The organism is Halpernia sp., from assembly GCF_048269545.1.
Classification (GTDB): domain Bacteria; phylum Bacteroidota; class Bacteroidia; order Flavobacteriales; family Weeksellaceae; genus Halpernia.
In genome coordinates this window covers 162,631-177,670 of sequence record NZ_JBLXIJ010000004.1, presented here as the reverse complement: position 1 = coordinate 177,670, position 15,040 = coordinate 162,631, and the positions used below count along the sequence as shown (strand labels likewise).

The window sequence follows — 15,040 nt, the reverse complement described above, 5'->3', positions numbered from 1 at the left end:
ATTTCGCAGCAAACCGGAGAAATATTTCGTATCGAGAACTTTCCTTTTCCAAAACTTCTCGATACATTCCGCTTCGCTCCATTACTCGAAGTGACGTGAAAATATTTCGTCAGTTAGAGTAGAAATATTTCATTCTTAACACTCCGCTAAATTCACTGCAATTGCAAGTCCACCTTCAGAGGTTTCCTTAAATCGCTCATTCATTCCAAGTGCAGTTTCCCACATCGTTTGAATGACTTGATCGAGTGAAACTTTTGCTTTTTCCGGGTCACTTTCCAACGCAATATTTGCAGCCGTTATTGCTTTCATTGCACCCATAGAATTTCTTTCAATACACGGAATTTGCACCAAACCACCAATTGGATCACAAGTTAAACCCAGATGATGTTCCATTGCAATTTCTGCCGCCATCAAAACTTGACCAGGAGTTCCGCCCATAATTTCTGTTAAACCAGCTGCAGCCATCGCCGAAGAAACCCCAATTTCTGCTTGACAACCGCCCATTGCAGCAGAAATTGTCGCATTCTTTTTGAATAAAGTTCCAATTTCTCCCGCAACTAAAATAAATCTTACAATATCTTCTTCGCTTGTAAATTCTGTAAAAGCTTGTGCAAACATTAAAACCGCAGGAATTACACCACTTGCGCCGTTTGTAGGTGCAGTTATTATTCTACCAAAACTTGCATTTTCTTCATTTACAGCCAATGCAAAACAAGAAACCCACTTATTAATTGTGGTAAAAGTTTCTTCTGCATCTACAACCAATTGAAACCATTCATCCATATTGGTGTAAATTTTATCACCCAAAAGTTTGCGATTAATATTTGCGGCACGGCGCGTTACATTTAATCCGCCCGGTAAAATTCCTTCTTTATTTACGCCTTTATAAATACATTCTTTTATTTGAGACCAAATATAAAGTGCTTCGGAACGAGTTTCTACCTGAGTTCTCCAAGATTCTTCGTTGAGCAAAACTAAATCTGAGATTTTATCTAAATTTAATTGTTCGCAATATTTTCTTAAATCTGCTGCTTTATGACACGGATACAAAGTTCTGATGCACATTTCTTCCATGGAATTTTCTTCTTTGGTTGCAACGAAACCTCCTCCAACAGAATAATAATCTTGACTTAATATTTCACCATTTTCAAAAACCGCAGTGAAAATCATTCCATTTGGATGAAATTCCAAAGATTTTTCTTTATTTAAAATTAAATTTTTACCGTAAACAAAAGGAATTAATTTTTCTCCACCCAGATTAATCATTTTGCTATTTTTAATCAAATCTACTTTTTCAGTAATTTTTTTAGTATCAATTGTTTTAAAATTTTCACCGCTCAAACCGAGCATTCCAGCAATATCAGTTCCATGACCAATTCCCGTTTTTGCGAGAGAGCCGAAGAATTCTACATTAATTTCTTTCACATTTTGCAAATTATTATCTCTTCTAATTTGATTTAGAAAAATTTCTGCTGCATTCCATGGTCCCATTGTATGGGAAGAAGAAGGACCAATTCCGATTTTTATGATTTCAAATACACTTATAGATTGCATGATTTTTTTGAAAAATGATTATTAACAAAGATAAAAATTTGAAACTAACTTTAGAATTAAAAAATTGGTTTTAGTAGAATTTGCAGTAGTTTTTAAAGACCAGAGAACAAAATATGTTTTTATTTTAAAAGTTGAAATAAATAATGGTTAAAATTCAAAAAGAATTTTTTACTTCGTCAAAATATAAAAAAATTACTTTGTTTTAGTTAGCGAATTTTGAGTAAATCTTTAAATTAGTCTGTTAAAATCTTTAAGACAAACTTGGAAATATCTTTAATTTAAATAAATTCTTTTGCCAAAATTTCTGAAACTTCTTTGTTTTTAGTTAAAGGAAATAAATGAGTTCCATCTTTTATAACGTAATTTGGGTGGCTATTTTTTAAGGGGAAAACTAAATCTTTTTCTCCCAAGATTTGAATTACTTCAGGAATTTTTTCCATTTTCCACTCGATAATTTTTTGAATTGACCATTTCAAATAATAAGGATCTCTCACGCGAAAATAAGTCATGATATTTGAGTTTTTAGAATCAAAGATTCTGCGGATAAATCCATAAGATTCCGCAGGAATTGCACCATAAAATTTTAAAGGTAAAATCGCAGTAATCTTCGTCATTTTCCCAGCTTTCATTACAAAAGATTTCTCTTCATCAGATTTAATACACCCTAAAATTAATATTTTTTTAGCCGGTTTTATTTTATGAATTTCTTGTACTAAAATACCACCGAAAGAATAACCTAAAAGATAAAAATCTTCTTCTATAGAAATAGTTTCTGCCATTCTTGAGACATAATTTTTAAAAGTTTCATTTGATTTTGGAATTAACCAATCAATAAAAACAATTTCTAAATTTGAATTAAATTTTAGTTTTTCTAAAACTTTAAAATCTGCGCCCAAACCACTAATTACGTAAACTTTCATTTGTAGATTTTATTGTTTTTTAAAATTCAAATGTGAAATAAATATAATTTTATATAAAATAAAATCAGAACCATTTCATATTTGTAAAAATAAAAAAAGCAGTTCGAAAACTGCTTTTTAATTATAAAAATTTTTTATTTATTTTGCTTGTAAACTAATTTGCAAATCGATGTCATCTTTTATGAAAACGTCTTTCATAGTTATTTGATAAGCAATTCCGAAATCTTGCCGATTAAAAGAGAATTTATCAGATTTTAAAGTTAATAAACCTTTATTCATTCCTATTATTGCTGGGAAATTCACTGGTTTTGTAACGCCTTTCGCAGTTAAATTTCCTTTTACTAAAAAAGGAAAAGTTTTATTATTATTTTTAACGACAGAAGTAATTGTATAAGATGCTGTTGGAAATTTCTCAACTTCAAAAAAATCGCCAGTTTTTAAGTGATTGTTTAATTTGGTTTGATATTCTCCTGTTAAATCTTCAGAATTAATACTCGTCATATCCAAAAGAAAAGTGCCTCCAATAATATTATTACCTTTCATTATTACAGATCCAGATTTCAAATTGATTGTTCCGTTATGTGAAGAAGCTTCTGTTTTTGCCACTTTATAACCCCACCAATGAATATCTGAAGATGAAACTTTCTTAGTTTGTGCAGACATTAAACTTCCTATAAAGATGAAGCTTAAGAATAATTTTTTCATATATTAAATTTAAGCTGCAAAGATATATTTAAAATGTTCGAAGAAAATTAACATAGGATAAGTTAGTAATTAATTTGAATGAAATGCACCGTAATAAGCTGCTCCAGCTGCAATAGTTTTATCATTAAGTAAAATATAAATATTGACATCTTTAAGTAAAGATTCCATTTTATCACTAATGATGAATTTTTTGTAAAATTTTTCTTTATCTATATAATTTTTAATAGAAAGAGGAATATCTCCGCCAATTATTAATCCGCCGGTTGCTTTTAATTTCAAAACCAAACTGTTTGCTTCTCTCGCTAAGAAATCAATAAAAGTTTCCATGGTTAATTTACAAATCATTTCTTTTTCTTCCATGGCAGATGCGCAAATAACTTCTGTGAAATCTTCACCTTGCTGAATTTTCGCAGTAAGCCATTCTGGTTCTTTGTGGCGTTTTACATCTCTTAAAAATCTGTAAATATTAAATAAACCTTCTTTAGAAAGCACAGATTCCCAACTTACAATACCGTAAATTGCTTTTAAATATTGATAGAATTCCACTTCAACATCGGTTCTCGGAGAAAATTCTGAATGACCACCTTCAGTTGCAAATGGTCTTAAATATTTTCCGTCCCAAAACATTCCAGCTTCACCCAATCCATTTCCCGGTGATAAAATCGCAACGTTTCCATCAGAAATTCCACCGTGTTCATAAATTGGTAATAAACAATGTGAAGTGAGATTTCCCATAAAATAAGCAGTCGCTTCCATATCATTAATTAAATAAACAGCTTCTACTCCACTTTCATTTTTAATTTCTTCGCCTATTAAAGCCCACGGTAATCTTTCTGCAAGACATTTTCCATTGATTACAGGACCTGGAACACCCAAAGATAATTTTGATGGTTTTTCTAATTTATTTTCATTTAGAAAATGACTCAACATTTCAGAAAATGAAGAGAAATCAAAAGTATTATAAGTATTTTCTTTTTGCAATTCTAAAACACCGCCTTTTATATAATAATAATTAAAAGTGGTTTTATCTGCTCTAATATCTGCAGATACCAAATTTAAGTTTTCATTTTGTAGATTATTTAAACCTGGAAGATAGAGATTGAATTTTGCAGTTTCGCTCATAATGTTACTTTTCTCAAAGATATAAATTAATTGATGTTTTTAAAACATTTCAAAAAAATAAAATAAAATAAACCTTTTCAAATTTTTGAAAAGGTTTATTTTATTATTCAATTTATTTTCCTAATGGTATATTGTAACCAATTCCTGCTCCAATTGTACCTGCATTGTATTTTTGCGTTCCAATTTCTCCTTTATCGCCTGTAAAAACTTTTGTGTAATGTACAAAGAAGTTCCAATCTCTATTGTGGTATCCAATTTCTGGTTTTAAATAAAATCCTCCATCTGGTCTTAAAACCGAAGAAGTTGAATTTACATAATCATTTCCTGTAATAAATCCATAACCTAAATCTGCACCCGCATAAAATCCCATTTGTTTTGGGTAAAATCTAAATAATGCAGCAACTGGAATAATGGCAAAATCATTATTGTTGTCTTTACCAAAAAATTGATTGTAACCTGTTGCAACACCCAATCCAAAACCTGGAGTCACTAAATTTTGGTAAGATAAATCTGCACCAAAACTTGCAGAAGCATTTCCTGTAGGAACGGCAACTCCACCATTGATACCAATTTTAAGAATATTCGTCATATCTGCACTTTGTGCACTTAATAATCCTGCGGTAATTAAACTTAATCCTAAGATTGAATTTTTAATCATTTTCATAATAACTATTTTTTTAATTTTAAAGTATAGTATCTGAAATAATTATGCCAAAACTTGCCGGATGCTTTAATAGAAAGACTTTAAGATTTTAATAAACTGATTATTAATAATTTAATAATAGAAAAAAAATTAAAATAATTAAATGTCTGTTTAATTATTTTTATAAATATTTTTAATCAATGCGTTTAACTTTATCAAAATTATTAAATCCAAAAGCGAAATTTAGCAATGATTAATTCCACTTTCATAAAAAACAAACATTTGCTTTCACGAGCAAGTTTTGGAATTCAATTTCACCAAATAAATGATTTAGATAAAAAAAGCACGAAACAATTTTTGTCGGAATTGATTGCAGAAAAAGAGTTCAAACCAATTAATATCGTTTCAAATGATTTGGAAATAGATTATGCCACATTTTCTAAATTAGACTCAAATGCAAAAAAGATAAAGTCTAAAAAAAATCGTGAGCAGAATATTTTATTAAATTTAAAATTCTTTGATGAAATGCTAAATTCCGAAGATCAACTTCGGGAGAAAATGGCATTTTTCTGGAATGGTCATTTCGCAACTCGTATTATTAATCCACAATTTAACCAAGATTTACTTAATACTATTCGGGAAAATGCATTAGGAAATTTTGGTGATTTACTAAAAGCAGTTTCAAAATCTCCTGCAATGTTGCAGTTTCTAAATAATCAACAAAATAAAAAAGGACATCCCAATGAAAATTTCGGACGAGAAGTAATGGAACTTTTTACCATGGGACGCGGGAATTATACCGAAAAAGATGTGAAAGAAGGTTCTCGCGCTTTTACCGGATGGGGTTATGGAAAAGACGGGACTTTCCAAGAAAGACCACGTTTTCACGATTCAGAAAGTAAAACTTTTTTAGGCAAAACAGGAAATTTCAATGGCGATGACATTTTAGATATTATTCTTACACAAAAAATTACTGCAAAATTTATTACTAAAAAAATTTATAGATTCTTTGTAAATGAAAATATTGACGAAAAAATTGCAGAAGATTTAAGTGAAAATTTCTATGCTTCAAACTATGATATTAAAAAATTAATGACGGAAATTTTCACTTCAGATTGGTTTTATGAGGAAAAAAATATTGGAGCAAAAATAAAATCTCCAATAGAATTAATGACGGGAATTTTAAGAATTTTGCCTACAAAAATCTACAATCCTAAAAATTTAATCGTTTATCAAAAATTACTCGGGCAAATGTTGCTTTATCCACCAAATGTTGCAGGATGGCCTTTTGGAAAATCTTGGATAGACAGTTCTACTCTACTTTTAAGAATGCAATTGCCACAAATTTGGAGTGGACTTCGCCCTTTAGATTTAAAGCCAAAAGCAGACGATGATTTGCAAATGGGAATGAGTACAGATTTAATTAAAAAGAAAAAAAATGGCAACGAAAATTTTACAATTGATTGGCCAAAAATAGAAATTCTTTTTAAAGACAAAAATATTTCAGAAATTTTACTGCAAAAAAGTTTAAATGGTGACGGAAAATACATCAATCAATTTTCCGACGGAAGTATAAAAATGAATATTATAAATATAATGAGCGTCCCGGAATATCAGTTGATGTGATAATTAGTTAATGTAATTTAATTGAGAATCTGAAATCTTATTTCTTTAATCTTGTTTCTAAAAAAAATATAAAAATGATACTTAAAAGAAGAGAATTTTTAAAAATCAGTTCCTTAGCAACAGCTTCTTTGATGGTGCCGAATTTTCTAAAAGCAATGACTTTTGACAATGCTTTGGAACAAAAAAATAGAATTTTAGTTGTCCTTCAATTTAGTGGTGGAAATGACGGTTTAAATACCATTATTCCAATGAAGAATGACATTTATTTTCGCGAACGACAAACAATTGCGGTGAAAAATGCGCTTAATTTAACAGATGAAGTGGGAATAAATCCTGCTTTAAGTTATTTCAAGGAACTTTATGACCGCGGAGAAATGGCGGTTTTAAATAATGTTGGTTATCCAAATCCCGACAAATCTCATTTCCGAAGTATGGACATTTGGCAATCTGCAAGTGACAGCAAAGAATTTCTAGAAACGGGTTGGATTGGAAGATATTTAGATGAAGCCTGTTATAATTGCGACCATCCAACTCAAGCTTTGGAAGTTGATGACATGCTCAGTTTGGCGATGAAAGGAAAAAATAAAAAAGCTTTCGCCTTTAAAGATCCCAAGAAAATGTACGAAACGAGCAAAGAAAAATATTTTAAAACTTTAAACGATCACCACGATCATTCCACAGAAACAGTAGATTATTTATATCAAACTCTCGGTTCTACCATTAATAATGCAGGTTATATTTTTGAAAAAAGTAAAAGCAAAACTTCAGATCAAACTTATCCAAATTCTCCCTTAGGAAAAGATTTCAAAACCATTGCTTCGCTCATAAAATCTGACATCAATACCAAAGTTTATTATTTGCAAGTGGGGAGTTTTGATACGCACATTAACCAAATCCAACGTCAAGAAAAATTATTTGCAGACATCAACGAATCTGTGAAGTCCTTCGTCGCAGATTTGAAAAAGAATGGACTTTTTGAAGATGTTTTGCTTATGACTTTCTCAGAATTTGGACGCCGCGTTTCTCAAAATGCAAGCAATGGAACCGATCACGGAACGGCAAACCAAATGTTTTTTCTTTCTGGTGGATTAAAGAAAAAAGGCATTTTAAACGCACTTCCTGATTTACAAAACCTCAACGACGGCGATTTAATTTACACCGAAGATTTCCGAAAAGTTTACGCCACAGTTCTAAAAAATTGGTTGAATGCAGATTCTTCTAAAATTCTCGGTTGGAAAAATGGGATTTATGATTTTGTTTAAAATTAAAAGTAACACACAAATGATGAAGAAAAAACTCCCACTTTGCAGCGGGAGTTTTTATTTAAAAATCAAATTTTTTTAGTTTTGATTATTGTCTTGACGCGGTCCATTGTTTTGCGGTCGATCTTCTCTTGGTCGGTCATTATTTGGACGCTCTTCTCTCGGAGGTCTTTCCAATAAGACTTTGCGAGAAAGTTTCATTTTTTTACGGTCGTCATAACCCATAAATTTCACTTCTACCATATCGCCTTCGTTGTAAGGAACTTTGTCCAAACGTCTCCATTCGATTTCAGAAATATGAAGTAAACCTTCTGTTCCTTTTGCAATTGCTATAAACGCGCCGAAATCCATTACTTTCACAACTTTTCCGTTGTAAACTTCGCCTACAACTGGAACGAAACAAATTTCATTAATTTTTGCAATCGTTGCATTAATGTTTTCTCTACTCACACCAGAAATTTCAATTCTACCAATTTCGCCAATTTCTTCAATTGCGATTACAGTATCAAAATCTTTCTGCATTTGTTGAATAATTTTTCCACCAGGTCCGATAATCGCACCAATAAAGTCTTTAGAAATTTCTAAAACTTCCATTTTTGGAGCGTGTGGTTTCACATCATTTCTTGGTTGATCTAATGTTTTCAACATTTCTCCTAAAATATGTAATCTCCCTTCTTTGGATTGGTTAAGTGCAGTTTCCATAATATCCATGGTCAAACCTTCAATTTTAATATCCATTTGACAAGCTGTAATTCCACGCTCAGTTCCAGTTACTTTAAAATCCATATCACCTAAATGATCTTCATCACCTAAAATATCAGAAAGTACGGTAAATTTTCCAGATTTTGGATCAGTAATTAATCCCATTGCAATTCCAGAAACTGGTCTTGTAATTTGAACTCCTGCATCCATCAATGCTAAAGTTCCGGCGCAAACCGTTGCCATAGAAGACGAACCATTGGATTCTAAAATGTCAGAAACAACTCTTATTGTGTAAGGATTTTCTGTCGGAATCATATTTGCCAAAGCTCTTTGCGCTAAATTTCCGTGTCCAACTTCTCTTCTAGAAGTTCCTCTTAAAGGACGTGCTTCTCCGGTAGAAAATGGTGGGAAATTGTAGTGTAAAAAGAATTTTTGATCGTAGTTAATTGCAACTGTATCGACCATGTTTGCATCTTTCACAGAACCTAAAGTTACGGCGGTTAAAGATTGTGTTTCTCCTCTTGTGAAAACCGCAGAACCGTGCGCTCCAGGAAGATAATCAACTTCCGACCAAATTGGACGAATGGTTGAAGAATTTCTTCCGTCAAGACGAACGCCTTCATTTAAAATCATTTGACGCATTGCTTCTTTTTCCACATCGTGGTAATATACTTTTGCGAATGGTTTTACTGTTTCTAATTCTTCTTCAGAATATTGTTCTAAAAATTCATTTAAAACAGCTTTAAAGTTTTCTGCTCTTTCTTCTTTTGCAGAAGGTGAAGTTGCAACAGCGTAAACTTTATCATAAGTTTCTTTCCAAACTTTCTCGCGAATCTCTTCATCGTGATTTTCGTGGGAATATTCTCTTTTTATTTTTGAAGATTCAATTCTTGCGGCTAAATTTTCTTGCGCCTGAACCTGAACTTTAATTTCTTCGTGAGCATATTTAATAGCTTCGATCATTTCGGCTTCAGAAATTTCTTTCATTTCACCTTCTACCATTACGATAGAATCTTTCGTTCCTCCAACCATCATATCTAAATCTGCTTTCGCAGCGTTTTCCATACTTGGATTTACAGAAAGTTTTCCGTCAATTCTTACAACTCTAACTTCCGACATTGGTCCGTTAAAAGGAATATCAGAAATAGCAATTGCTGCAGAAGCGGCTAAACCTGCAAGAGTTTCCGGCATTACTTCTTTATCATAAGAAATAAGTGAAATCATCACCTGTACTTCTGCATGAAAATCTGATGGGAAAAGTGGACGCAAAACGCGATCAACTAATCTCATCGTTAAGATTTCTTCATCTGAAGGTCTTGCTTCTCTTCTAAAAAAGTTTCCTGGAATTTTCCCGCCTGCGTAAAATTTTTCTCTATAATCTACTGTTAAAGGTAAAAAATCGACACCATCTTTGGCTTCTTTACTTGCGACAACCGTTGCTAAAAGCATTGTTCCGCCACATCTAACGACTACAGAACCATCTGCTTGTTTCGCTAATTTTCCTGTTTCGAGCGTAATTTCACGCCCATCTTTTAATTGAAATTTTTCAATAATTGCTTGTGGAGCATTCATAAATTGTAATTGTTTCTTCTGTGCAATCCGTATTGATTGCGATTAATATTGAACTTTGTTTTTACGGGTGCAAAGATAAGTAAATTTTCGCGAGTGTAATATTTGCAAAAAAGTTGATTTTTAAGTTGATTTTTAAGTTGATTTATTAACTAAATATTTAAAAACAGATTAGACATTTTAATCATTTTAAAATATCAAAATTTCGTTTATAATAAAAAAAAGTTAGTTTCACATAATTTCGGCATAAATTTGGATAGTATTTTTATTAATAATAACATTTAACATTATAAAAAATAACATTATGGGAATTTTATGGACATTAATTATCGGAGCCATTGCAGGCTGGTTAGGATCTCAAATCTTTAAAGGCGGAAGTCTTGGATTAATCGGAAATATAATCGTCGGAATTATCGGTGGTTTTATTGGTTATTGGCTTTTAGGTGGAATGTTAGGAACTGGCGTAGTTGGAGAAATTTTAACAGGCGCTGTAGGAGCAATTGTATTGCTTGCGATAATAAATTTATTCACGAGAGGTAAGGTTTAGACCAACTTTTTAATTAAAATAAAAAAGCAACTCATTTCTGAGTTGCTTTTTTTAGTTTTGGAAACCAAGATTATTTTCTTAATCCTAATTTTGCGATAATAGCTCTATATCTTGTAATATCTTTTTTAGTAAGATAATCCAAAAGTGCTTTTCTTTTACCTACCAAAAGTACAAGAGATCTTTCTGTTGCGTAATCTTTATGGTTTTTTTTCAAATGACCTGAAAGGTGATTGATTCTGTAAGTGAAAAGTGCAATTTGCCCTTCCGCGCTTCCTGTGTCTTTTGCAGATACGCCGTGTTCAGCGAAGATTTCTGCTTTTTTTTCTGGTGTTAAGTACATTCCAATATTATTTTAAATGATTATTATGTAACGGCGGCAAAAGTACGATTAAAAGTTTAATTAAGAAAATAAATTCCTTCTTTAATAAAAATAATTTTCTTAAATCATAAAGTTTTCTTAAAATATTCAATTTATGGTTGTATTTTTGTAACAGTAAATCGCAGATGAAAAAAGTTTTATTTTTTGGGATTGTTATTACAGCAAGTACGTGTATAATAATTAGTTGTGCAACAGCTGGAAATCGTGTGGAATATATTAATCGACAGATAAAAATTCCAAAAATACAACGGATTATAATTTTTGAGCCGGAAGTTTTTCCTGATATCGAAGAAATAAAAGAGCCCACAAATACCGCATATTTTAGCGCATTAAGTGATGAATTAAAAAACCTTGGCGATTATAAATTATTGAGAATTAATTCTATCGCAATCTATAATTCTACAGATATAGAAACCCTTAAAGAACTTTGTAAAAATAATAATGCAGATGCGGTTTTAATTCCTAAAGTAAAATATTTTAAAGTGGGAATTGGAAAATATGTTTTTTCTAATCAAGTTATTGTAAGTTTAAAGCTTTATGACAAATCTGGAAATTTATTAATAGAAACTTCCTACGATACTTTCAAAACCAATGGTAGAATGCTTGGTTCCGCAGAAAACTCAATTAAAATAGGAACTGTAGGTGCGTTGAAAAAAATGTCGCAAGAAATCCGAAGAAATAATTTGATGCAGCGGAAATTGCTTACCCAAAGTAATTAACACTCTTTTTTCTATAAATTTTTCCTTACTTTTATAAATCTTTTCTGTTAGTGATTTATATTATATTTAATTAACTTTGACTTTATGATTTTAAAAGACCTATTCCAATCCGATTTAGTAAAAGAAATCGAAGATTCTGGCAACTTGAAACATTTCGCAGCAGGTGAAGTGATTGTAAACATGGATGCTTACATTAAAAATATTCCTGTAGTTATTTCTGGTAGTATAAAAGTGATTAGAACCGAAGAAGATGGACGAGAAATTTTACTTTATTACATTACGCCAGGAGAAAGTTGCATTGTTTCCATTCTTTCTGGTATGAAAAATGAAACTTCAAAAATAAAAGCCATTGTGGAAGAAGATGCAGAAATTATGTTGATACCGGCGGAAAAAGCCAAAGTTTGGGTGAAAAATTATCCAGATTGGACGGATTTTATTTTTAATCTTTACCAAAAACGTTTTGAAGAACTTCTAGATGTGGTGAATTCTGTAGCGTTTCAAAAGATAGATATGCGACTTTTGCACCTCATCAAACAAAAAGCACAACTCTATCAAACTAAGGAAATTTCTGTGACACATCAGCAATTAGCCGATGAATTGGGCATTACACGCGAAGCAACAAGCCGAGTCTTGAAAAATATGGAAAAGGAAAATCTTATTATTCTTTACCGAAATAAAATTGAACTTCTCTGAGTTTTACCCGATAAATAATTTACCGCAAAAATTAACTATTCTAAAAAATGGATTGAAAAACTTTTTAAATACTCATGTCTTTTCATTGATGTTTTAAATTAAAATTTTCCGCTTTTGCAGTAAAAAAGTTCCATTTTCTCCCTGCTTATTGCGTTCTGTGATATAAGTTACTGTGAAATAAATTTTGCAGACATAAATTTGCTGCATTAAATCAATTAAAATCACAAATTTATGTTAGACACTATAAATGAATTTTTTGGATTCACTAAAACAGATTATGCCGACCTTGTAAAAAAAGGAGCCATCATCCTCGATGTTCGAAGCAAAGGAGAATTCGCAAGTGGCCATGTGAAAAATGCCATCAATATCCCTCTGGATCAACTTCCAAATAATCTCACAAGATTAAAAGATAAAAACAAAACCATCATCACTTGTTGCGCTTCTGGCATGAGAAGCGGCTCTGCAAAATCCTTGCTTTTGAAAAATGGCTATACCGATGTTCACAACGGCGGCGGCTGGATGAGCTTGAATGAAAAAATTTAAATAAAATGGAAGCACACTTTTATAATGTAGATATCGCGTGGACAAAAGAGCGACAAGGTGAAATGTCTTCGCCAGAACTTTCTAAAAAGGTAGAAATCGCTACTCCACCGCAATTCCCAAAAGGTGTGGAAGGTATTTGGTCGCCAGAACATCTTTTTACTTCGGCAGTTGCAGGTTGTTTGATGACGACTTTTCTTTCTATCGCAGAAAATTCTAAATTAGAATTCACTAGTTTTTCTTGCAAAGCCAACGGAAAATTAGAACAAGTGGAAGGCAAATTCTTGATGACGGAAATTATTTTAGAACCCACTGTAACGATTGTAAATGAAAACGATCGCGAAAAAGCGGAACGCGTTTTACAAAAATCAGAACAACATTGTTTGATTTCAAATTCAATAAAATCAAAAATTACGATGAATACGAATGTAGTTGCTGTTTAAAAATCATCAATAAAAATTTTTAGAACCTCGTTAATTCGGGGTTTTTGTTTTTTTAATATTATAAAACTATTCGTATAAAAATGACTTCTAATTATTTTTTAAATAGATGAATTGTAACCTCTGGATTTTTTAAATTAATTTAAAAAAACACTTTATTTATCGGCTATGTGATAAACATCACTGTACAAGATTTTTCGCTAACCTACTTTTGTCATCGAATTAAGTTCTATGCAATCGCCATTATATTATTTGTATTTAAAAACACCTAAAAAAGCGATTTATTAACAACAATTTAAAAAAAATAAATATTTAAAAATGAAAAAAATATTCTTTTTACTCTTTATTTCTACCCAAATTTTTGGCCAGGATACTATTCAGATTTCTAAAAAAGATTTGGAAGCAAGAATCGAAGGGCAAAATCTATCAGTGAAATTAGCCAATGATGAAGTAAATTCTGCAAAAGCGAGTTTGCTAGAAACCAGAGCGATGTATTTGCCAAATGTAACTGCATCTTACACAGGTATTTCTACTAATAATCCTTTGATGGCGTTTGGTTCAAAACTCAATCAAGAAAGAATTACGATGATGGATTTTGATCCTACTCGATTAAACAATCCCGACAATATTTTCAATTTTGCTACGAAATTGGAAGTTCAGCAACCTATTTTTAATAAAGATGCGGTTTATAAGAAAAAAGCAGGTGAAGTGCAGGTGGATGTTTTAAAAATAAAAGCAGAACGAAGCAAAGAATATCTCCAGTTTAATTTAAGCAAAGCCTATTTGCAACTTCAAATGGCATACAAAGTGGTGAAAGTTTTAGAAGAAGCAAAACAAACGACACTAGCAAATAAAAAAGTGATTGCCAATTATTTTAAAAATGGCTTGGTACAAAAATCTGAAGTTTTGTATATGAATGTGCGTGTTTCTGAAATTGATAGTCAAATTCAATATGCGAAATCTAATGTGAGAAATGCCTCGGATTATATCTATTTTTTATTGAATGAGGATTCTGAAAATAAAGTATTCAAACCTTTAGATGAGTTTTCTTATCATGAAAATATATTAGAAAAAAATCCACAACTCAACGTAAATAGAAAAGATTTACAAGCCTATGAAAAATCATTAGAAGCCTACGATTACCTCATCAAAAGTTCAAAAGCCAAGTTTTTACCAAAATTAAATGCGTTCGGTAGTTTTGAAGTGTATGATAATAAACCATATCAATTTGATGCAAATGGCTATTTGGTCGGCTTACAACTATCTTGGAATGTTTTTGATGGCTTAAAAGCAAAAAGTGAGCAAGCCAAATACAAAGCAGATTTATCTAAAGCACAGACCGAAATTCAGCAATATCAAAAACAAAATCAGTTGGAACTCAACAAGGCTTATCGCCAAGTTTTAGATGCAGATAATAAAGTCTCGCTTACCAAATTATCTTGGGAGCAAAGTACAGAAGCGTACAGAATTAGAAAAAACAGATACGACCAAGGTTTAGAAAAATCATCGGATTTACTCTCCGCAGAAACCCAAATGTCGCAAAAAGAATTGGAATACCAACAAGCGATTTACGAATACAACACGGCATTAGAATATTATAAATTTTTAAAATAAAAACT

General features: G+C 31.3%; 15 protein-coding genes. 8 read left to right on the top strand and 7 right to left on the bottom strand.

The genetic code is table 11. From position 1 onward, the window contains the following. Positions 1-135: 135 nt before the first annotated feature. The 5 genes from ACN0WB_RS07525 to ACN0WB_RS07505 all read right to left on the bottom strand — a co-directional run bounded on the left by ACN0WB_RS07525 (position 136) and on the right by ACN0WB_RS07505 (position 4,965). The gene (locus ACN0WB_RS07525) at positions 136-1,554 is read right to left on the bottom strand and encodes an L-serine ammonia-lyase (RefSeq protein WP_417430417.1); all 1,419 of its coding nucleotides are present in this window, start codon (positions 1,552-1,554) and stop codon (positions 136-138) included. 278 nt (positions 1,555-1,832) lie between these two features. Beyond that, complete coding sequence (locus tag ACN0WB_RS07520; protein ID WP_417430415.1) at positions 1,833-2,474, bottom strand: alpha/beta hydrolase; 642 nt, start codon at positions 2,472-2,474, stop codon at positions 1,833-1,835. 138 nt (positions 2,475-2,612) lie between these two features. Then, complete coding sequence (locus ACN0WB_RS07515; protein WP_417430413.1) at positions 2,613-3,179, bottom strand: YceI family protein; 567 nt, start codon at positions 3,177-3,179, stop codon at positions 2,613-2,615. A 69-nt stretch (positions 3,180-3,248) separates the two neighbouring features. Further along, complete coding sequence (locus ACN0WB_RS07510) at positions 3,249-4,301, bottom strand: glucokinase (RefSeq protein ID WP_417430411.1); 1,053 nt, start codon at positions 4,299-4,301, stop codon at positions 3,249-3,251. Between the two features lie 112 nt (positions 4,302-4,413). After that, positions 4,414-4,965: a hypothetical protein gene (locus tag ACN0WB_RS07505; RefSeq protein ID WP_417430409.1), complete on the bottom strand. Its 552-nt coding sequence runs from the start codon at positions 4,963-4,965 to the stop codon at positions 4,414-4,416. A 228-nt stretch (positions 4,966-5,193) separates the two neighbouring features. Here ACN0WB_RS07505 and ACN0WB_RS07500 point away from each other — a divergent pair, with 228 nt between their 5' ends. Together ACN0WB_RS07500 and ACN0WB_RS07495 are read left to right on the top strand one after the other, a co-directional pair. Continuing rightward, a complete protein-coding gene (locus ACN0WB_RS07500; protein WP_417430407.1) occupies positions 5,194-6,570 on the top strand; it encodes a DUF1800 domain-containing protein in 1,377 nt (458 codons plus the stop codon). A gap of 74 nt (positions 6,571-6,644) precedes the next feature. Beyond that, a complete protein-coding gene (locus ACN0WB_RS07495) occupies positions 6,645-7,832 on the top strand; it encodes a DUF1501 domain-containing protein (RefSeq protein ID WP_417430405.1) in 1,188 nt (395 codons plus the stop codon). 78 nt (positions 7,833-7,910) lie between these two features. Here ACN0WB_RS07495 and ACN0WB_RS07490 read toward each other — a convergent pair whose 3' ends face one another. Next, complete coding sequence (locus ACN0WB_RS07490; protein WP_417430403.1) at positions 7,911-10,106, bottom strand: polyribonucleotide nucleotidyltransferase; 2,196 nt, start codon at positions 10,104-10,106, stop codon at positions 7,911-7,913. A gap of 301 nt (positions 10,107-10,407) precedes the next feature. Between ACN0WB_RS07490 and ACN0WB_RS07485 the strand changes: the two genes are divergently transcribed. Then, complete coding sequence (locus ACN0WB_RS07485; protein WP_417430401.1) at positions 10,408-10,650, top strand: GlsB/YeaQ/YmgE family stress response membrane protein; 243 nt, start codon at positions 10,408-10,410, stop codon at positions 10,648-10,650. Between the two features lie 70 nt (positions 10,651-10,720). On the opposite strand, the gene rpsO is transcribed toward ACN0WB_RS07485, so the two are convergent. Continuing rightward, positions 10,721-10,990 carry a 30S ribosomal protein S15 gene (gene rpsO, locus ACN0WB_RS07480; RefSeq protein ID WP_417430399.1) on the bottom strand — a complete coding sequence of 90 codons (270 nt, stop codon included), beginning with the start codon at positions 10,988-10,990 and terminating at the stop codon, positions 10,721-10,723. Positions 10,991-11,154: 164 nt separating this feature from the next. Between rpsO and ACN0WB_RS07475 the strand changes: the two genes are divergently transcribed. From ACN0WB_RS07475 to ACN0WB_RS07455, 5 genes are all read left to right on the top strand, one after another. Then, positions 11,155-11,748, top strand: a complete 594-nt coding sequence (locus tag ACN0WB_RS07475; protein ID WP_417430397.1) for a pyruvate decarboxylase — start codon at positions 11,155-11,157, stop codon at positions 11,746-11,748. Between the two features lie 84 nt (positions 11,749-11,832). Next, positions 11,833-12,441 (top strand): Crp/Fnr family transcriptional regulator, encoded by a 609-nt coding sequence (locus ACN0WB_RS07470; protein WP_417430395.1) that lies wholly within the window; start codon positions 11,833-11,835, stop codon positions 12,439-12,441. Between the two features lie 231 nt (positions 12,442-12,672). Continuing rightward, on the top strand, positions 12,673-12,984 hold the full coding sequence (locus ACN0WB_RS07465; protein WP_417430393.1) for a rhodanese-like domain-containing protein: 312 nt from the start codon (positions 12,673-12,675) through the stop codon (positions 12,982-12,984). Positions 12,985-12,989: 5 nt separating this feature from the next. Continuing rightward, positions 12,990-13,424: an OsmC family protein gene (locus ACN0WB_RS07460; protein WP_417430391.1), complete on the top strand. Its 435-nt coding sequence runs from the start codon at positions 12,990-12,992 to the stop codon at positions 13,422-13,424. Positions 13,425-13,739: 315 nt separating this feature from the next. Then, positions 13,740-15,035, top strand: a complete 1,296-nt coding sequence (locus ACN0WB_RS07455) for a TolC family protein (protein ID WP_417430389.1) — start codon at positions 13,740-13,742, stop codon at positions 15,033-15,035. The last annotated feature ends 5 nt before the right edge of the window (positions 15,036-15,040 follow it).